The sequence below is a fragment of the Geovibrio ferrireducens genome, assembly GCF_026226615.1.
GTDB lineage: Bacteria > Chrysiogenota > Deferribacteres > Deferribacterales > Geovibrionaceae > Geovibrio > Geovibrio ferrireducens.
Map to the genome: position 1 here is coordinate 53,342 of NZ_JAJAPB010000005.1, position 20,310 is coordinate 73,651.

Consider the following 20,310-nt stretch of genomic DNA (forward strand, 5'->3'; position numbering starts at 1 on the left):
TTCCGCTCACTCCCGGCACTGCTTCTGCGGCTTTCTTAATTTCCGGCTCTCTCCAGCCGCAGTATACGTCCGTTTTTGTCATCCGTCAGAATATATATCCATCCGTCCGGGCCCTGACGTACATCCCGCAGACGCTCGCCAAGCCCTTGCAGAAGCCGCTCCTCAGAGACAACCTTTCCGCCGGATAAAACCAGCCTCACCAAGCTCTTACCAGCTAGAGTACCCATAAACACATTGCCCTGCCACGCTGGGAAGCCGCTGCCGCTGTAAAACATCAGTCCGCTGGGCGCAAGAGAGGGTGTCCAGTAGTATACAGGCTCACGAAAGCCCCGCTCCGCATGCTCATCCGGTATGGATACGCCGCTGTAGTGGGAACCGTAGCTGGCCTGAGGCCATCCGTAGTTAATACCGGCTTCGGTTAAGTTTAACTCATCGCCGCCTCTGGGGCCGTGCTCAACTGTCCATAATTTCCCGCCGGAAGGCTCTATTGCCGCTCCCTGAACATTGCGGTGGCCGTATGACCATATTTCAGGCAGGGCTCCGGCTTTGCGGACAAAAGGGCTGCCTGACGCGGGTGAACCGTCCGTGTTAATGCGCACAACCTTGCCCATATGGTTTTCCGGATTCTGAGCCTGATCCCGGTAGTCAAATCTGTCGCCGAGGGTGATAAACAGTGTTCCGTCCTGTGCGAATACAAGTCTTGAGCCCCAATGGTTTCTGCCGGGCACTTTAGGATTCTGACGGAAAATCACCTGAACATTTTTCAGAGAGCTGCCGCTGAGTTCCGCACGGGCAACGGCAGTGGAGGCCAGACCGTTCTGCTGCTCGGAGAATGAGAAATATATAAGGGAATTAGCATTAAACTGCGGATCTACAGCAACATCCAGCAAACCGCCCTGCCCTTCCGCAAAAACAGCCGGAAGACCGGTCAGAGGCTTGGAAACTGCTCCGTCAGGGGTTACCAGACGCATCCGCCCCGGCCGTTCAGTGACAAGCATCCGTCCGTCCGGCAGAAAAGCCATACCCCAGGGGTGCTCCAGACCGGAAGCAACAGTGGAAACCCGCAGGGCGTAAGCTTCTGATTGAAATGTCTGCGCATCTGCGGCGGGGGAAATCCACACTAAAAACAATATCAGCAAAAGAAGGTTCCTCATTCAGCACCTCGCTTTCTAATTCAGTCTTAATAAGTATAATTTAATATCAATGCACGGAATGTACATGGAAAAAAGCAACCGCACCTTTCCGCCGGAAGTTTCAGCTTGCAGGTACTGTTTATTTATCAGGATATTTCGCTGCTTCAGACTGTAATGATAATATTTGCTAGGCTGCTATTCCCCGCACTGCCAGCCAGACGGCAATATATCTGCCAAGCTTCGCAGCAAACACTATGGGAACAAAGAACAGGAGCCTCTCCCGCATTACCCCCGCCGCGAGGGTCAGGGGATCCCCTATCACCGGAACCCAGCTTAAAAGCAGCGACCATCTGCCGTATCTGCCGTACCAGTTCTGTGCTTTCAGCAGGATTTCAGGCTTTACCGGGAACCATTTCCTGCCGGAAAACCTCACAGCCTCCCTGCCCAGAAACCAGTTAAAAACAGACCCCAGAACATTGCCCGCTGTGGCGAAAGCAAGCAGAAGAAAAACCGGATAGCCGCCCGCGATGAGCCCCGCCAGAACAGCTTCGGACTGTGCGGGGAAAATGCTGGCCGCAAGAAATGCTATGAAAAATAATCCGCCGTATACGGCCAAACCGCTCAAGAACCGCCCCCGATAACCAAACAGAAAATGAAGAGTACAATATAGCGGCAAACTGTCCCGACCGTGAGCAAAATGTGCAGAATATTCTTTAAATCCTAAATATCCTTTTATTCCGAATACTTTAACAATCGAGAAAAACATATATCATACCCGGTATAGAGCCGCAGAAAAAAAATCCCCTGCGGAAAAATACGGAGGTACACCATGCTGTACTTAGAATTTTTATTTCTCCTTTTAATGCTTTATATAGGCAGCCGTTTCGGCGGAATAGGGCTCGGAGTTGTTTCGGGCATAGGTCTTCTGATCGAGGTTCTCATCTTCAAGATGCCCCCCACCTCGCCCCCCATAACCGTTATGCTGATAATCCTTGCCGTGGTTACCTGCGCGTCCATACTGGAGGCGGCAGGCGGTCTGAAATACATGCTTCAGATTGCGGAGCGGATTCTGCGCTCAAACCCCAAGAAAGTCACAATAATCGGCCCCCTCGTAACCTACACCATGACAGTGATGCTCGGCACAGGGCACGCAGTGTATACCATAATGCCTATCATAGGCGATGTTGCCCTGAAAAACGGCATACGCCCCGAACGCCCCATGGCTTCGGCCTCTGTCGCCTCCCAGATGGGTATAACCGCAAGCCCTATTTCAGCGGCGGTGGTTTACTATCTCTCTGAGCTTTCAGGCCTGACAGAAGGGCTCAGCCTTCTTTCCATACTTGCGGTAACACTGCCCGCAACACTGCTCGGTACTATCGCAATGTCCGTCTACAGCATATACAGAGGCAAAGAACTTAAGGACGATCCCGAATTTCAGAAACGCATGCAGGATCCCATCTGGCGTGAAAGAATCGAAAACACCACAGCAACAACGCTTAATGAGAAGCTGCCCGATTCAGCCCGCCGTGCCGTGTTCCTGTTCCTCGCTTCTCTCGGCGTAATCGTGATTTTCGGCATGTTCCCCTCTCTGCGCACAATAGAAGGCATGCCCAAGCCTGTTGATATGGCAACCCTCATCCAGATGATGATGCTCGCCTTCGGCGGTCTCATACTCATAGTGACAAAAACCAAACCATCGCTCATTCCCGAAGGTGTTGTCTTCAAATCAGGCATGGTAGCGTGCATCGCCATCTTCGGCATAGCATGGATGAGCGATACATACTTCCAGTACGCCATGCCCGCGTTCAAGGTTTCCATAACCGAGATGGTTCAGGCATACCCGTGGTCATTCGCTCTGGCGATGTTCATTGTATCCGTTGTGGTCAACTCTCAGGCGGCAACATGCAAAATGATGCTCCCCGTGGGTCTGGGTCTCGGTCTGCCCCCTGCGCTCCTCATAGGCATAATGCCCTCCAGCTACGGATATTTCTTCATCCCCAACTATCCGTCTGATATTGCAACATGCACATTCGACACCACAGGAACCACAAAGATAGGTAAATTCTACTTCAACCACAGTTTCATGGTTCCGGGTCTCATAGCGGTTACAACAGCCTGCTGTGTGGGCTACGCTCTGGCTCTGGTTATAATCTGACAGACATAAACCCTCCTGCATACACGGGCACGGCATAATTCATGCCGTGTCCTTTTTTTATTTAATTTGCGGCATTAACGTAATATTATTTAGAAAAAGCGAAGGTAACCATGAAGCGCTACTTCTCTGAACGCCCCGTAAAAACACAGATGCTGATGATGATTTTTGCCGTGCTTATGCTCCAGCTGATGATCAGCGGGCTGATATTCTCCGGCATGGTGGCGGATTTCCTGCGGTTTCAGATAGGGGAAAAGGCGCTTAACATAGCACAGACCATGACCACAATCCCCCTGATACAGAAATCCTTAGCCGCAAGAAGAGATGATGACGGACAGGTTCAGTCCATGGCAGAGGATATAAGGCTGAAAACCGGAGCCGCATATGTTGTGGTTGCGGACAACTTCGGCATACGCCTCTCACACCCGAACCCGGCTAACATCGGCAAAAAGTTTCAGGGGGACGACACGGACAGGGCAACTACCTACGGAGAGGCATATGTCTCCGAAGCTGTGGGAACGCTTGGGCCTTCCGTGCGGGGGATTGCGCCCGTTTACCACGAAGGGGAGATAGTGGGCTTCGTGGCGGTGGGCTATCTCAGAGAGCGGATTCGGGCAACTATTCTTGAACACCAGAAAAAGCCGCTCCTCTTTGTTTTTATGATGTTCGCAACAGGCCTCGGCGCGGCGGTGCTCATAGCTAACCATCAGAAGAGGATAACCCTCGGTCTGGAACCTGCGGAGATAGCCGACCTCTTTCTGGAGCGCAACGCCATAATCGACACGATCCGCGCAGGGATTATCGCTGTCAACACTGAAAACCGCATAAGACTGATCAATAAAAACGCCATAAGGGTTCTTTCACTCAGCAGGGACTATATAGGCCGCCATATAAAGGAAATTTTCCCGCCGGAATATTCCGCTGATGTCATAAGCTCCAAAACCAATATGGAGGACACCTCCATGACTGTAAACGGTGTTGAGCTCCTTACCAACGTTATGGTGGTCATGCACATGGGCAAGGTGCACGGCGCTGTTATCACCTTCCGGAGGAAAAATGAGATAACCCTTCTGGCGCAGGAGCTGAACCGAATCAAAAAATACTCGGACATGCTCCGTGTCCAGTCCCACGAATATTCCAACAAGCTCCACACAGTGGCGGGGCTTATTCAGATAGAGGCTTATCAGGAAGCGCTGGAGCTTATCCTCTCGGAAACCAGAATACATGAGGAGATGATAAGCTTCGTAAACGCCAATGTGCCTGACCCCATTGTTTCTGCGCTGATCATCGGCAAGCACAGCAGGGCCAGGGAGCTTAAAATTGACCTCGCAATAGCGGAAAACAGCCGCATGACTGACATACCTTCACATATTGACCGTGAGAAGATAGTGACGATCTTAGGCAACATACTGGACAATGCCTTTGACGCGGTAATCGATTCCCCAGTGAAACAGGTTCTGCTTACCATGAGGGATTCCGGCAGAAGCATTGTCTTTCAGGTTGAGGATTCAGGCAGCGGTCTGGCGCCGGATATAATAGAAGACATCTTCCAGAAAGGCGTAAGCACCAAAGGCGAAAACAGAGGCGTGGGGCTTTATCTTGTACAGAGTGCGCTCATTGAGCTTCGGGGCTCTGTGGGAATAGCCCGCAGCAGGCTGGGCGGAGTGTCGTTCCGGGTGACAATACCAAAGGAAATGTATCATGAAGAAAATAAGAACGGTAATAGTTGAAGACGACATCAAAATATCAGAGCTTCATAAACGCTTCACCGAAAAGGTCGAAGGCTTTGAGGTGATAGGCATAGCAAACAGCCTCCCGGACGGTGAGGAGATGGTGGATGTGCTTGAGCCGGAGCTTGTGCTTCTGGATCTCTTTTTTCCGGAAGGCAACGGCATGCAGCTCCTCAAAAAGATGCGTGAAAAGGGAAAATCAGTGGACGTGATACTGATCACCGCAGCAAAAGAGGTGGGCTCATTGCAGGAAGCTCTCCGCGGAGGAGCGTTTGATTACCTTGTGAAGCCTGTGATATTTGACAGATTCAAGGCATCGCTTGAAAAATTCCGCACATACCGCACGGAACTGATGAAAAACTCCGTGCTTGAACAGCAGATGATAGACAGACTTATACACCCCGCAGCGGAGGCTCAGGATGAAAGCGGGCTCCCCAAGGGGATAGACCCCATAACCCTGAGAAAGATATGCGCCGTGTTCGAGGAGGAAGGAGCAGACGGCTATTCCGCCGAGGATGTGGGGAAAAAGATAAATGCAAGCCGCAACACAGCCAGACGCTATCTGGAATACCTTCTCGCATCCGGCTTTCTGTACGCCGATATAGATTACGGAACAGTGGGCAGACCGGAACGGATTTTCAGGAGAATGAGCATATAGAAAAAAGCCCCCGCACGGCGCACTGGGTCCGCGCGGGGTTCTGGTGAGAGAAGTTATATCTGTCCGCCGCCCAGAACTTTGTAAAGGGTGACGAGGTTATTCAAATACTGCTGTCTGACGGAGATTAGCCCCTGCTCCGCCGCGAAAAGCGAACGGTGTGCATCCAGCACCTCAAGGTAGCTTGATACTCCGTGTTTATAGCGCTCACTGGAGAGATCATAAACACTCCGCGCCGACTCCGCAAGGGACTTCTGCGCCTCAAGCTGGTCTGTGAAGGTTCCCTTCGCGGCAAGCTGATCCGCCACCTCACGGAAGGCGGTCTGGATCGCTTTTTCATACTCAGCCGCAGCTATTTTCTGATTCACTTTAGCCACTTCAAGATTAGCCTTGTTACGTCCCGCGTTGAAGATCGGTATATTTATCTTCGGCGCGAACGACCAAGCAAGTCCTGAGCCTGAGCTGAAAAGATCATCAAGCCCTGTGCTTGCAAGCCCTGCTGAGGCGGTAAGCGTTATAGAGGGGAAGAAGGCCGCCCTTGCCGCGCCTATATCGGCGTTGGCCGCTTTCAGCGAATGCTCGGCACGTTTTATATCAGGCCTGTTCAGAAGTGTCTCCGAAGGCACGCCCGCGGGCAGAGCCCTCAGCGCAGTCACCTCATCAGGCAGGTCAGCCTGAAGCGAAGCCGCGTCTATCTGAGTACCTGCAAGAAGCGTAAGAGCATTTAAATCCTGCGCTGTGAGCCTTGTGTACTGAACCTTGCTTATCCTTGCGTTTTCCACCGCTGTCGCCGCCTGTTCGAGATCAAGCTTAGTGGCGCTGCCCAATTCATACTTCCTTTTCACAAGGTTATATGATTCCTGACGGTTTTTCAGTGTTTCCTCGGAAAGCCTCAGCATCCCCTTATCACCCAGATAGGTCACATATGCGTTTGCCACTTCGGAGATAAGTGTTATCTGTGCGGCGTTTCTCGCTTCCTCGGTTGCGAAATAGCTTTCAAGGGCTTTTTCGCTGAGGCTTCTCACTCTGCCGAAGAAGTCAAGCTCGTAAGCGGCAACACCTATTCCCACGCTGTAGGTTGATGCGGTGTAAGCGCTGCCCGTTGTGCTTGCGTTCTCTGGCACACGCTGACGTGTGAATGCGCCTGTGGCATCAACATTCGGGAGAAGGTCTGAGCGCTGAATACGGTAAGCCGCTCTGGCGGACTCTATATTCAGAGCCGCAACACGCAGATCCCTGTTGTTTTCAAGGGCTTTTTCTATCAGTGCCCTGAGCTCCGGAGCGAGGAAGAAGTCCTTCCACGCTAAACCCGAAACATTCACAGAGCCGCTGTCCGCCTTACTGTAGGCCTCTCCTGCGGGGAATGAGGCCGCCACTGGCGAGGCGGGTTTTTCATAAGCGGGGATCATGGAGCACCCCGCCATTATTACAGACACGGCCGCCGCCGCTATTATATTTTTTCTACTTACCATTTCTAGCCTCCTTAGAGTCAGCCTCTGTGCGTTTTCCGAACTGCTTCATTATAACAATGAAGAACATGGGAACAAACAGTATGGCAAGGAACGTAGCTGAGGTCATACCGCCGATAACGCCTATACCTATGGCATTCTGGCTGGCTGAACCCGCACCGTTTGAAATGGCGAGGGGTGTAACGCCCAGTATGAACGCCATTGATGTCATGAGGATCGGTCTGAGCCTCTGCTCGGACGCTATCATGGCCGACCGCAGCAGACCGTAGCCGCTGTCGTGCAGGTCTTTTGCGAACTCGACAATCAGAATGGCGTTTTTCGATGCCAGACCGATGGTGGTAAGCATGCCCACCTGAAAGTAAACGTCATTGGAAAGCCCCGCTGCCAGCGTTGCGGCAACGGTTCCCACTATACCAAGCGGAACAATGAGCATTACCGCAAATGGAACAGACCAGCTTTCATACAGAGCCGCAAGTGAAAGGAACACTATGAGCAGCGAAAGCCCGTAGAGCAGCCCTGTCTGGGCTCCTGCCGCGCGTTCTTCGTATGATATGCCCGTCCATTCAAGGCTTATACCTTTCGGAAGCTGTTTGGCGTACTCCTCCATAATCTGCATCGCCTCACCGGAGCTTACCCCAGGAGCGGGAGCGCCCATGATTTCCTGAGATGATGTGCCGTTATAGCGTTCAAGCTTCGGTGAGCCGTATTCCCATTCAGCCGTTGTAAAAGCGGAGAAGGGAACCATTTCGCCTTTGTCGTTCTTCACATACCATTTGTAAATATCCTCAGGAAGCATTCTGTATTCCGAATCACCCTGAATATATACTTTTTTGATACGCTGCTCATGGAGGAAGTCATTTATGTACGATGAACCCCAAGCGGTTTTCAGTGTGCTGTTTATGCTGCTTATGGAAACACCGAGAGCGCTGGCTTTTTCATGGTCAACATGGATCTTGAACTGAGGCACATCGTCAAAGCCGTTGGGACGAACACCCACAAGCCTTGCATCCTGAGAAGCCATGCCGAGAAGCTGGTTCCTCGCGCCCATGAGAGCCTCATGCCCCAGACCGCCTCTGTCAAGCAGCTTAAGGTCAAAACCTGTGGCGTTGCCGAGGGCGATTATTGGGGGCGGATAGAAGGCGAATACAAATGCGTCTTTTATCGTTGAAAGGTTCATCATGGCTCTCTGCGCCACTGCAAAAACCTTCTGGCTGTCCTCTGTCCTTTCGTCCCAGTGTTTAAGACGCACAAACCCCATGGCCGTGTTGGAACCGCGCCCTGCGAAGCTGAAACCCGTTACGGTGAAAATACTGGCAACAGAATCTTTCTCCTGCTCCATGAAATACTTTTCAACCTTTTTAACGCTCTCAAGGGTTCTTTCCTGAGTTGCTCCGGGAGGCGTGGAAACCTGAACAAACATCATACCCTGATCCTCATCGGGGAGGAATGATGTGGGGATTTTTGTGAACATGTAGCCGAGGCCGACGATGATCACCGCATATACTATGAAGAACCTGAAAGCTCTGGATGCCACATAGCCCACGCTCGACTTATATGCGCTTCTGCTGCGGTTGAACATGCGGTTGAACCAGCCGAAGAAGCCTGTCATATGCTCCTTGTGCCCTTTTTCCACAGGTTTGAGCATTGATGCGCAAAGTGAAGGAGTAAGCACAAGGGCAACCACAACTGAAAGCACCATCGCGGAAACTATCGTAATGGAGAACTGGCGGTAGATTGCGCCTGTGGAGCCTTTGAAGAACGCCATGGGAACAAAAACCGCTGAAAGAACAAGGGCTATACCCACAAGGGCGCCGGTGATCTGGTTCATGGATTTTCTTGTGGCTTCCTTAGGGGGCAGACCTTCTTCGCTCATCACCCTTTCAACGTTTTCCACAACCACAATCGCATCATCCACAAGAAGACCGATGGCGAGAATCATTGCAAACATGGTAAGAACGTTGATGGTGAAGCCGAATGCCGAAAGTATGCCGAATGTGCCCAGAAGAACGACAGGAACAGCGATTGTGGGGATCAGCGTCGCCCTGAAATTCTGGAGAAACAGGTACATAATAAGGAATACGAGAACCACAGCCTCAAAAAGGGTTTTCACAACCTCTTTGATTGATATTTTAACGAACGGTGTGGTGTCATAAGGGTAAATCACTTCAAGCCCTTCGGGCATGAACTCCTCAAGCTCCGCAACTTTTGCCTTAAGCAGATTAGCGGTTTTAAGGGCGTTTGCCCCCGTTGCAAGGCTCACAGCCATACCTGCGGCCGGTTTACCCATATAACGGGATACAAAGTCATAGTTCTGAACACCGAGTTCAACTCTTGCCACATCCTTAAGACGCACCTGAGAACCGTCTGTATTTACTTTGAGGAAGATATTCTCAAAGTCGTCAACAGTTTTCAGCCTTGACTGCGCGGTAACAGTTGCATTTATCTGCTGTCCGTGCACAGCGGGGTTACCGCCGAGCTGACCTGCGGAAACGTCTGCGTTCTGTGCGCTTACTGCATTTATAACATCCTGAGTGGTGAGCTTGTAGCTGTGAAGCTGGTCAGGGTTAAGCCATATACGCATTGAGAACGGCTGGCCGAAAACCTGAAGCGAACCCACGCCCAGAACACGGCTGAGCGGGTCTGCCATTTTTGAGCTTATAAAGTCGCCGATCTGGTTCTGGGTCATGGAACCGTCTTCGGAGTAAAGACCGATAACCATGAGGAAGCTGCTGTTCGACTTGTTTACCGTAACACCGAGCTGCTGAACCTCCTGCGGCAGTGAGGACAGGGCGGACTGAATCTTGTTCTGTGTCTGCACCTGTGCCGTATCCGGGTCTGCCTCAGGCTCAAAGGTCAGTGTTATCTGAACATTACCTGTGGCATCACTTGTGGATGAAAAGTAACGCAGATAATCTATACCCACGAGCTTCTGCTCTATAACCTGAGTAACGCTGTTTTCCAGCGTTTCGGCGGAAGCACCTGGATAGCTTGCGTTGATCGTCACCGTAGGCGGGGCGATCTCCGGGTACTGCTCCACAGGCAGGGTATTGATGGCGAGCACACCTGCGAGCATTATTATGATAGCAATCACCCATGCGAAGATGGGACGATCTATAAAGAAATTTGACATATTATTATCCTGATCGTTTTATGCCTATTCGGCTTTGTGTTCTACAGGGTTAACCTTTGCGCCGGGGCGTATTTTCTGGAGGCCTTCGACAACAATTCTGTCACCGGGCTGGAGGCCGGAGTTTACGAGCCATCTGTTGCCCACAGCATCCGAAACCTGAACAGGACGGGGGTTAACAGTGTTTTCAGCATCAACCGCCCACACTATCACGCTGCCGTCTGCATTTCTCACCGCCGTCTGCTGAGGGATAAGCACTGCAGCATCATCCTTGGCCTGACCTATTCTGGCTTTAACAAAAAGACCGGGCAGAAGCTCCCTTTCAGGGTTGGGGAAAAGAACACGAAGCTGAACCATTCCTGTTGTTTCATCAACAGTCACATCAGAAAACTGCATAACCCCTTTGTGGGCATATGTTTTAGTATTGATGAGAAGCTCAACCTCCGCGCTGGAACCCAGAGTGCCGTCCTCCGTTACCATGCGGCGCAGTTTCATAACCTCTTCCGCTGACTGGCTTACGTCAACATATATGCTGTCAAGCTGCTGAACAGTCGCCAGAGCCGAGGCCTGATTGGCGGTAACAAGGGCACCCTCTGTCACGCTTGACTTGCCTATATGGCCTGAAATAGGTGAAAAAACCTTAGTGTAATCGAGATTTATCTTAGCGGCGGTAACTGCTGCCTTAGCGGCCGCAACTGCTGCTTTAGCCTGCGCCAGAGCGGTAACTGCGTCATCATATTCCTGTCTGCTGACACCGCCCGCGTCCACAAGGCCTGCGTACCTCTCCGCCTTGGGAGCAGCGGACTGGAGATTCGCCTCAGCCCTCATAAGCTCTGCCTGAGCGCTGTCATAAGCTGCCTGAAAAGGTGCGGGGTCTATCTGATAAAGCTGCTGACCGGCACTTACATTGCCGCCTTCTTTAAAAAGTCTTTTAACTACTATGCCCGAAACCTGCGGGCGTATTTCAGCAACTCTTACCGCTGAAGTGCGTCCGGGCAGGTCTTTTGTAAATGTGAGCGGCTCTGTCTTTACCGTAAAAACAGTAACCTCGGCAGGCGGTCTCTCCCCTCCTCCCTGCGGCTGGGCTGCTGTAGCGCTGCTTCCGCTTTTCCATATAACCAAACCAACAATAACTGCCGCAGTCAAACCTGCGATAACCAATAACTTTGATTTCATACAATATCCCTTCCTATGTGATTATCAGCCTTTTTATCAGCTTCAACATTTCCTCTTTCGCGTTCAGAAAGTCGGTTTTCTCCGCATTTCTGAACCCGTAGGAACCAAATGTGCCTATTACCATGCCTACAAACGTGTTCGCCAGAATATACGGGTCTATGTTTACAAACTCTCCTGTCTCAATACCTGCCCTGAAAATAACTGCCAGAGGCTCTATCAGCAGGTAGTGAGTCTCTTTTGCATCCTCCTCAACTGTGCGGTGCGCATCCAGAAAACCAAAATACAGACACACCTCATCGCTGACATCGAAAAAGCCCTCAAAAAGATCAAGAAGCATTTCCGACGGTTTCTTACCGCTTTTAAATATTACCTCTATCCCATTTGTTATGGGTGAAACCATCTCCGCATGCACATATTCCATAAGGCTTTCTTTATTTTCGAAGTAGTTGTAAAGAGAGCCCTTGGACACACCGGACCTTTTAGCCACCTCATCCATGGTGATGCTGCTGTTCTCTTTAATCAGTTCTATAACTGTTTTGACAATCCGTTCCTTGAAAAGGTTGTCCAAAACCTCTTTTCTTTTTCTAAGGTTCATTAATATGCCTCTGTGACCATTCAGTCAGATTGTGACTAAGCAGTCAAATTACGACCGGACAGTCAGACTGTCAAGGCTTTTATGGACAATAATTGTAAATAAAAGTTAAGATTCGTTGCTGTTTTAATTTGACTGACCGAAAAGATACTCTTTTTCGAAAAAACTTTGATTTAATGCTGTTTACGTATTAAAATGTATAAATAAATCTATATTTCTGACCGTTTTGATACGGAAATCACCGGAGTAATTATATACAATGATAAAATCACTGCACGGACTCATTTTTATTCTCCTGATCGTTCTCTTTTCCGCGCACGCCATTGCGGCTGATGCACTGTTTACGGAAGAAGAGAAAGCCTACATCAGCAAACAGAAAGTAATAACTGTGGGCGTTGTGGACAGCAACGAACCATACACCTATTTCCGCAACGGCAATATTAAAGGCTACTCTATCGACTTCATGAACATGATTCAGGAAGTCAGCGGGCTGAAAATCGAATACAGAATGGGGAACTGGACAAACATTTACCACTCTTTCCTCAACGGGGAGCTGGATGCCATAAATGAAATATCCTTCACTCCGGAACGGGAGAAATTCATTGCTTTCAGCGATCCTTACCACATAAGAAGGACAGTAATCTTTGTCCGCAGCGACTCAGGAATAAAAGCGGCAGACAACATAACCAGCCTCAAGGGGCGCAGAATCGGCTATATAAAAGATATTTTCTACGCTGATACACTCCGCAGACAAAACCTGCGGCTGACGGAGTTCAATAATAATGTAGATATGATAAAATCCCTCGCCTTCGGCTGGATAGATGCTGTTTTCGTCAGTGAACTGGGCGGCAGGTTCATAGCCAGAGAAAATACCTTCTCAAATATAGTCTCCGTGGGAACCCTTAAAATAGAGGGTCTCAAGGAGGAGGATCTCCGTATCGGGGTGCTTAAGCACAACACTCTTCTGGCGGGCATCATAAACAAATCGATCCGCGCACTGCCGGAACCGAGAAAGGAAGAACTGGAAAAACTGTGGTCTATCTACAACGGACAGGTTTTCAGCGCGGAGGAGAGCATCGAGCTCACCCCGGCGGAGGAAGCCTTCATACGCTCACGCCCTTCCGTATCTGTCGGAATGCTGCCTGATTTCTATCCGTTCAGCTTTGCATCCAAAGACGAGATGCAGGGCTATACCGATTCTCTCCTGAAAATAATCAGCCGCCGCACCGGGCTGGACTTCACCTACAGCGTGAAACCATGGTCAGCCATCCTCACCGATTTCAAAAACGGCGCCACGGACATGGTGGCGGACATTTCCCTCACCCCGGAGAGAAAGCAGTTCACCCTTTTTACTGATGAATATGCGCGTATCCCCAGCTATATCTTTGTGCGGGAAGACTTCGGCAAATATACTGACACAGCCTCTCTGACCGGAAAAAAGGTCGGCATAACCAAAGATATATTCTTTAAAGATCTGATAGACAAGAGCGTCCTGAAAGAGCTTAAGGAGTACACCTCAAGGGACGACATGTTCAAGGATCTTTCCTTCGGAAATATTGATGCGGTGATAACTTCCCTTAACTCCGGCAGCAGCATGATAAAAAAATATGCGCTGTTCAACATCACAATCGGCGGTGAGTTTAACCCGACCGGGAAAACAGTGGAGGATTTGCGGTTCGGAGTAAACCCATCGCTGCCGGAACTGCACTCCATACTCACAAAGGCGCTGGCAAGCATAGGTGAGGGTGAACGTATCCTACTTGAGAATCAGTGGCTTGTGCCTCAGCTTCATGAACTGACGAAACCCGCTCTTTCCTTCACAGACGCAGAGAAGGAGTACCTTGATAATAAAAAAATAATCCGTGTATGCTCCGACCCTGACTGGATGCCCTTTGAAAAGCTTGAAGGCGGCAGGCACTCAGGCATGGCGGCTGATTTCATAAATCTCATGCAGAAGAAGTCCGGCATACAGCTTCACATGGTTCAGGCAGACACATGGGCAGAGTCGCTGGCAATGGCGCAGAACAGGGAGTGCGACATAATTTCGCTGGCCATGCGGACACCGGAAAGGCTTAAATATTTCAGTTTTACAACACCTTACATGGTTATACCCACTGTTATAGCCACATCGATCAATGACCCGTTCATAGACAAGATAGATGATGTTCTCGATAAAAGCTTTGCCACGGTAAAAGGCTACGCCATCAATGAAATACTGAGAAACAGATACCCCGGAGTCAGGCTTATTGAGCTTGACAGTGATGCGGAGGGTATAGCTCTTCTCCAGAAAGGCGAGGTTTACGGCGTTATAGGAACCATGGCCGGAATAGGCTACCAGATTAAGCAGCAGAAAATTGTGGATATAAAAATCTCCGGCAGACTGGATCAGGACTGGGAACTGGGCATAGCTGCCAGAAATGACGAACCTGAACTTGTCCGCATCTTCCAGAAGCTTGTGGATTCCATAAGCGAAGAGGAAAGAAACGGAATAACCGGAAAATGGATGAGCATAAGCTATGATCAGGGATTCGATTACAGGCTGTTCTGGAAGATAATAGGTGTGTTTGCCGTTCTCATAGCAATCATTGTCTACTGGTCGCACAAGCTTAAGAAGCTGAATAAGGAGCTCCACGCGGCAAATGTCCGCCTACAGGAACTCAGTGACAAGGACAGCCTCACGGGGCTTTATAACAGAAGGTTTTTTTCGGTCAGCAGCCAGCAGGCCTTCAACATATGCCAGCGAAGCGGCATACGCTTTTCCGTTGCCATCATAGATATTGACCACTTCAAAAAGGTGAACGACACCTTCGGACACCTCTTCGGAGATAAGAGCCTACAGGAAATGGCAAATACCCTCATACGCCACTTCCAGAGACAGACAGACGCATGCTCACGCTTCGGCGGTGAGGAGTTCGCAGTTTTCATCACCAACAGCGGTGAGGACACTCTCACTAACCGGATAGAGAACATACGCAGGGAGATGGAGAAAAAAGTCATAGAAATGGAAAATATGCGCACCACACTTACAATCAGCGCCGGAATTTACTCTGCCATCCCCTCTCAGGAATCCACTCTGGACGATGCGCTGAAAAAAGCGGACGACGCACTCTATAAAGCAAAGAACGAAGGACGCAACAGAGTCGTTGTATGGAGGGAGGAAGCATAGTCATTTGCAGAAATCCTCCCCTGCCCTCTTTTGAAAAAAGAGGGCGTTTTAGCTTTAACGGCAATAACTTCTCCTTTTTTTCACAAAAGCAGTCTCATTTCTCAGGCCAAAATATTAACCGATTTATGGAACAGGCTTCCGAAATCATTTATATTTTTCTCGAATGACTCATTATATAGCATCATATAATCTGCAATCTTGTCTTTATAACGCTCCGCCATGAGTTCATCTGTAAGTTCCGCATTCGCATCAGCAGAACTATATAAAGAAACGGCGGAGTACAAATAAGAATCCACAGAATCTTCATTCAGCGCCCTCGTGAGATTCATAAGAGCCTCCGGTTTTATCTCTGAAAGCTTTTTAGGAGCAGAATCCGGCTGATTCACATAAGTTAACGCCTGAGACGAAGCATTAGATAAATCTAAGGAATATCCCTTAAGCATTTCCGCAAACGGATGGTTTGCTATAAGCTCCGCCCTGAACTCCTCATTGCGGGAGACGGAACCGTCTTCATTCTTTGTAAAATATTTGCTCCAGAACTCATCATCGGTCATGCTCCGGTCACGTGCCAGAAAATAAAGATCCACATCCTCGCTATTGACCTCCGCCAGAATATCAGTATCAGCGACTCCCACGGCACGCCCTGTGTTCACAAGCATTCCCCAGCGGAAATCATCAAGCTCTTCCAGGCTGTCAGGCTTACGGACGGTCTTACCAAGCTCAGTCATTCGCTCAACAATCTGCTTTGCGGCATCAGCATTGGGATGTTCAGCCTTCTCCCCGCTGCGTATCTCGTTCAGGGCAGCTTCTGAAATCTTCTGGATCTCCTTTGCCATCCTTTTCGCCAAGCCGGAAAACTGCACAGTGTCACCTTCCGCTGCTTTCTGCCCGGCCTCATCAGCCTTTACACCCGTAGGCTTCACCTGCGGAGCGCTGCCAGCCTGCCACAAATTTGTTTCGGACATTTTGATATACATAGAATATTCCTGAAAGCTTTCTATTGATATTTATTATCGGCAGAAAAACCGTGATCTTGAGCGGAATGCGCATCAGAATAAAGAACAGAAGCTCATTTTCTGTCTGTCCTTGTTTTATAATGAGCAAAAGCGCACCGGCCAAGCCTGATAATACTGATATTTCCAAAAATAAATGATGTTATAACATTGCGGAAGCTAATATTGATTGACAATCGGCACGCTTTATTATAACTGTATACAGTATACAGTTGAGAATAAAAAATACCGTTATAATTATTGAACCGCAGGATGAAACAGCGGTCATTGAGATAGCAAAATATTACCACCAAGGAGAGAATATGTCTAACAAAACCATTATCTGGACCGAGATTGATGAAGCACCCGCATTAGCGACCTATTCGCTGCTCCCCGTTATACAGTCCTTCACAAAGGGCACGGGTATTTCCGTTGAAACCAGAGATATTTCGCTTTCAGGCCGTATCATAGCCAACTTCCCCGACTATCTCACCGAAGAGCAGAAAATCCCCGATTTCCTTACTCAGCTCGGCGAACTCTCCCTCAAGCCCGAAGCAAACATAATCAAGCTGCCCAACATCAGCGCATCCATCCCCCAGCTTCAGGAAGCCATTGCCGAACTTCAGGAAAAAGGCTACAAAGTGCCTGATTTCCCCGAAGACCCCAAGACTGACGCTGAAAAAGAAATAAAAGCCAGATACGCAAAAGTTCTCGGCAGCGCCGTTAACCCCGTTCTCCGTGAAGGCAACTCCGACAGAAGGGCGGCAGCCGCTGTTAAGGAACACGCTAAAAAACATCCCCACAGAATGATGAAACAGTGGCCTGCTCCCTCTAAAACACGCGTTGCCCACATGACCAGCGGCGACTTCTACGGCAGTGAAAAATCCGTTACTGTTCCCGCTGCAACCAGCGTGAAAATAGAGTTTGCCGGAAAAGACGGCAGCGTGAAGGTTCTCAAAGAGAAAACCGCACTCCTCGCCGGGGAAGTTATCGACTCCTCTGTAATGAATGTGGCTGCTCTCCGCAAATTTTACGCTGAGCAGATAGAAGCCGCCAAGAAAGAAGGCGTTCTCCTCTCTCTCCACCTCAAAGCAACAATGATGAAAGTCTCTGACCCCGTTATGTTCGGACACGCAGTTCAGGTTTACTACAAGGATGTGTTTGCGAAACACGCAGCAACCTTCAAGGAAATCGGCGTTAACACAAGCAACGGTCTCGGCGATGTTTACGCTAAAATCAACAAGCTTCCCGCTGATAAAAAAGCGGAAATAGAAGCAGACATAATGGCTGTTTACAAAACCAACCCCGAACTGGCAATGGTCGACTCCGACAAGGGAATCACCAACCTTCACGTTCCCAATGACGTTATTGTAGATGCCTCCATGCCTGTTGTTGTGCGTGACGGCGGCCAGATGTGGGGACCCGACAACAAACTGCACGACACCATAGCAATGGTTCCCGACAGATGCTACGCCACAATGTATCAGGCGATCATCGAAGACTGCCAGAAAAACGGTCAGTTCAACCCCGCTGAGATGGGCAGCGTTTCAAACGTCGGCCTCATGGCTCAGAAGGCTGAGGAATACGGCTCTCACGATAAAACATTCATAGCAGAGGCCGAAGGCGTAATCCGCGTTGTTGACAATGCAGACGGCACTGTCCTTATGGAGCAGAAAGTTGAAGCCGGCGACATTTTCAGAATGTGCCAGGCGAAAGATGCCCCCATTCAGGACTGGGTGAAACTCGCTGTCACAAGAGCCAAAGCAAGCAACACACCCGCTGTTTTCTGGCTTGACCCCGCAAGAGGACATGACGCGCAGATCATCGAAAAAGTTAAAAAATACCTCAAAGACCATGACACCACAGGGCTTGACATACGCATCATGACTCCCGTTGAGGCTATGAAGTTCTCTGTTGAAAGAATAAGAAAAGGGCTTGATACAATCTCCGTAACAGGAAACGTTCTCAGAGACTACCTCACTGACCTTTTCCCCATACTTGAACTCGGCACATCCGCAAAAATGCTCTCCATCGTTCCCCTTATGAACGGCGGCGGTCTTTTTGAAACAGGTGCAGGCGGCTCCGCTCCCAAACACGTTGAGCAGTTCCTTAAGGAAGGCCACCTGAGATGGGATTCACTCGGCGAATTCTGCGCCCTTGTTGCTTCTTTTGAGCATATGGCAATGGTTTTCAAGGATGACGTGGCAAAACTCCTCGCTGAAACCCTTGACCAGGCAGTGGGCAAAGTGCTTGAAAACGGCAAGTCCCCCTCACGCAAGGTAAAAGAGCTTGATAACAGAGGCAGCCACTTCTACCTCGCGCTTTACTGGGCACAGGCTCTTGCCGCACAGACAAAATGCAAGGAGTCAGCAGCCAAGTTTGCTCCCGTTGCTAAGGCTCTGGCAGAAAATGAGGCAAAAATTGTTGCTGAACTCAACGCAGCCGAAGGCAGACCCGCAGACATAGGCGGCTACTACAGACCTGTTTTTGAGAAAGCTGTGAAAGAAATGCGCCCCAGCGCGACATTCAACGCGATTATCGACGCTATGTGATAAACACCACAGGCGGAAATATATTCAGAGGCGGTGCTCCCACAGGGGGCACCGCTTTTTTTGTTTTAAGTGCGGTGATTTTGTACTAAATTACAAAAAACATTACTCAAGGAGGACTGCTTGCAGTTTTCAAAAGGCGTGGAATATGCCCTGCACTCCCTGCTCCAGATGCTTAATGCTCCTGCGGGCAAGTCGGTCGGCATCAGGGAGCTTGCCTCTTTTCAGGGTATATCCGAAACCTATCTCTCCAAGATCTTTACCAAGCTGCGCAAGGCGGGGGTGGTAAAGGCCGCACCCGGAGTAAACGGAGGCTACGAGCTTGCCCGTGCCCCTGAGAATATAACTTTCTGGGATGTTATCGAAGCCGTGGAAGGCTCTTCCGATATGTTTCAGTGCATAGAGATAAGGCAGAACACCGCCACGCTTGACAAGAACAACCTGCCCGATTCATACACCAAGTGCCCATGCCTCATAAAGACAGTTATGCTGGATGCGGAGGAACAGATGCGCAAGCACCTGAGAGGAAAGAATATAGGCTGGCTGAGGGATGAAGTGCAGAAGAAAATTCCTTTCGAACAGCAGAAAGCGGCTGAGGAATGGTTCGGAATAAAAAATAGATAAACCGGGGCAGAACCCGCCCCGGCTGAGACAGGCATCAGACTGTCTGCTTGAGCTCGTTTACAGTTATCTCCAGCACTCTGCTGAGAAAAGGGAACTTCTCCTTCATCATATCAAACTCAGCACTATCTTCAAAAAAGCTTGCAGTGCCCTCAATGCGGAAGCCCGTTCCCATGGCATAAAGCCCCTGAACATTTTTACTGCCCAGAGTAAGCTTCACCCTGCTGTTTACAGCCAGATCCTTCTCAACGCTCTGCATTCCCGCCGCAGGAATCAGCAGTCTGCCGTCTTCGGTGACATTAACATAAGAGTTCCATGTGTTTACTATGTGAGGCTCGCCGGAACCCCATGACACGATCGATACCACGCCTTCATTTTTAAGGACATTCATAAAAACTTCATTCATCATCTCAAACCCTCTAAAAGATATTACAGATACCTGTTATCTGTAATCAGAGTATGCTGATTATGAAGTAAGATCAAGCCTTATCTTAATCATTCTCTTATCAGCTTGGTAGATTGGCTATTTTGAAACAAGACCGTCCTGCTGCTCGTACTCAGATGAGCAGAATAAACCCCGCCCGCCCAGATGCTCCTCATATTCAGCGCCCCAGTCCTTCATCATCATGAGGATAGGGACAAGCTTTGAGCCTATTTCCGTCAGGCGGTATTCAACCTTGGGCGGAATCTGGTTATAGACCTCGCGGCTTATGAGCCCGTCATCCTCAAGCTCTCTGAGCTGCTTACTGAGCATTCTTTCCGTTACTTCAGGCATGCTTTTGCGTATCTCGCCGAAGCGCATAACGGGCTCAATAGCGAGCCTGTACAGAATAAGCGCCTTCCACTTACCGGATAGCACCCTGACAGTAAGCTCAAAGTAACATCTGTACATTTTGCCGTTAAGCTCTTTTATTTTGCAGACCTGCATAGAAATCTCCGACTATACTT

Annotated in this window: 15 protein-coding genes; 6 read left to right on the forward strand and 9 right to left on the reverse strand. The window is 49.6% G+C overall.

All coding sequences use genetic code 11. The features are described from left to right. Positions 1 to 35: 35 nt before the first annotated feature. Positions 36 to 1,154, reverse strand: coding sequence for a PQQ-dependent sugar dehydrogenase (locus tag OSQ85_RS06905; protein ID WP_265822114.1), 1,119 nt, complete (start codon positions 1,152 to 1,154; stop codon positions 36 to 38). Positions 1,155 to 1,320: 166 nt separating this feature from the next. Continuing rightward, complete coding sequence (locus tag OSQ85_RS06910; RefSeq protein ID WP_265822115.1) at positions 1,321 to 1,758, reverse strand: YqaA family protein; 438 nt, start codon at positions 1,756 to 1,758, stop codon at positions 1,321 to 1,323. 204 nt (positions 1,759 to 1,962) lie between these two features. Between OSQ85_RS06910 and OSQ85_RS06915 the strand changes: the two genes are divergently transcribed. The 3 genes from OSQ85_RS06915 to OSQ85_RS06925 all read left to right on the forward strand — a co-directional run bounded on the left by OSQ85_RS06915 (position 1,963) and on the right by OSQ85_RS06925 (position 5,673). Continuing rightward, positions 1,963 to 3,288 carry an anaerobic C4-dicarboxylate transporter gene (locus OSQ85_RS06915; RefSeq protein WP_265822116.1) on the forward strand — a complete coding sequence of 442 codons (1,326 nt, stop codon included), beginning with the start codon at positions 1,963 to 1,965 and terminating at the stop codon, positions 3,286 to 3,288. Between the two features lie 110 nt (positions 3,289 to 3,398). Next, positions 3,399 to 5,015 (forward strand): ATP-binding protein, encoded by a 1,617-nt coding sequence (locus OSQ85_RS06920; protein ID WP_265822117.1) that lies wholly within the window; start codon positions 3,399 to 3,401, stop codon positions 5,013 to 5,015. Beyond that, complete coding sequence (locus OSQ85_RS06925; protein ID WP_265822118.1) at positions 4,987 to 5,673, forward strand: response regulator; 687 nt, start codon at positions 4,987 to 4,989, stop codon at positions 5,671 to 5,673. Before OSQ85_RS06920 ends, OSQ85_RS06925 begins: the two co-directional genes overlap by 29 nt. Before the next feature lie 53 nt (positions 5,674 to 5,726). Here OSQ85_RS06925 and OSQ85_RS06930 read toward each other — a convergent pair whose 3' ends face one another. Genes OSQ85_RS06930 through OSQ85_RS06945 form a run of 4 tightly spaced genes read right to left on the reverse strand, consistent with a single transcriptional unit; the run spans position 5,727 to position 12,037 of the window. Beyond that, a complete protein-coding gene (locus tag OSQ85_RS06930; RefSeq protein WP_265822119.1) occupies positions 5,727 to 7,142 on the reverse strand; it encodes an efflux transporter outer membrane subunit in 1,416 nt (471 codons plus the stop codon). Beyond that, entirely contained in the window at positions 7,132 to 10,269 is a 3,138-nt protein-coding gene (locus tag OSQ85_RS06935; RefSeq protein WP_265822120.1) for an efflux RND transporter permease subunit, read from the reverse strand. Before OSQ85_RS06935 ends, OSQ85_RS06930 begins: the two co-directional genes overlap by 11 nt. A gap of 24 nt (positions 10,270 to 10,293) precedes the next feature. Next, a complete protein-coding gene (locus tag OSQ85_RS06940) occupies positions 10,294 to 11,442 on the reverse strand; it encodes an efflux RND transporter periplasmic adaptor subunit (RefSeq protein WP_265822121.1) in 1,149 nt (382 codons plus the stop codon). Positions 11,443 to 11,455: 13 nt separating this feature from the next. Beyond that, complete coding sequence (locus tag OSQ85_RS06945; RefSeq protein ID WP_265822122.1) at positions 11,456 to 12,037, reverse strand: TetR/AcrR family transcriptional regulator; 582 nt, start codon at positions 12,035 to 12,037, stop codon at positions 11,456 to 11,458. A gap of 256 nt (positions 12,038 to 12,293) precedes the next feature. Between OSQ85_RS06945 and OSQ85_RS06950 the strand changes: the two genes are divergently transcribed. Then, positions 12,294 to 15,200 (forward strand): transporter substrate-binding domain-containing diguanylate cyclase, encoded by a 2,907-nt coding sequence (locus OSQ85_RS06950; RefSeq protein ID WP_265822123.1) that lies wholly within the window; start codon positions 12,294 to 12,296, stop codon positions 15,198 to 15,200. Positions 15,201 to 15,301: 101 nt separating this feature from the next. On the opposite strand, the gene OSQ85_RS06955 is transcribed toward OSQ85_RS06950, so the two are convergent. After that, positions 15,302 to 16,177, reverse strand: a complete 876-nt coding sequence (locus OSQ85_RS06955; protein WP_265822124.1) for a hypothetical protein — start codon at positions 16,175 to 16,177, stop codon at positions 15,302 to 15,304. Positions 16,178 to 16,515: 338 nt separating this feature from the next. Here OSQ85_RS06955 and OSQ85_RS06960 point away from each other — a divergent pair, with 338 nt between their 5' ends. Together OSQ85_RS06960 and OSQ85_RS06965 are read left to right on the forward strand one after the other, a co-directional pair. Then, positions 16,516 to 18,744, forward strand: coding sequence for an NADP-dependent isocitrate dehydrogenase (locus OSQ85_RS06960; protein ID WP_265822125.1), 2,229 nt, complete (start codon positions 16,516 to 16,518; stop codon positions 18,742 to 18,744). Positions 18,745 to 18,864: 120 nt separating this feature from the next. Then, the gene (locus OSQ85_RS06965) at positions 18,865 to 19,365 is read left to right on the forward strand and encodes an RrF2 family transcriptional regulator (RefSeq protein ID WP_265822126.1); all 501 of its coding nucleotides are present in this window, start codon (positions 18,865 to 18,867) and stop codon (positions 19,363 to 19,365) included. Between the two features lie 34 nt (positions 19,366 to 19,399). On the opposite strand, the gene OSQ85_RS06970 is transcribed toward OSQ85_RS06965, so the two are convergent. Both OSQ85_RS06970 and OSQ85_RS06975 read right to left on the reverse strand, forming a co-directional pair. Continuing rightward, positions 19,400 to 19,771 carry a pyridoxamine 5'-phosphate oxidase family protein gene (locus OSQ85_RS06970; protein ID WP_265822127.1) on the reverse strand — a complete coding sequence of 124 codons (372 nt, stop codon included), beginning with the start codon at positions 19,769 to 19,771 and terminating at the stop codon, positions 19,400 to 19,402. A gap of 114 nt (positions 19,772 to 19,885) precedes the next feature. Then, the gene (locus tag OSQ85_RS06975) at positions 19,886 to 20,290 is read right to left on the reverse strand and encodes a winged helix-turn-helix transcriptional regulator (protein WP_265822128.1); all 405 of its coding nucleotides are present in this window, start codon (positions 20,288 to 20,290) and stop codon (positions 19,886 to 19,888) included. Positions 20,291 to 20,310: the final 20 nt, after the last annotated feature.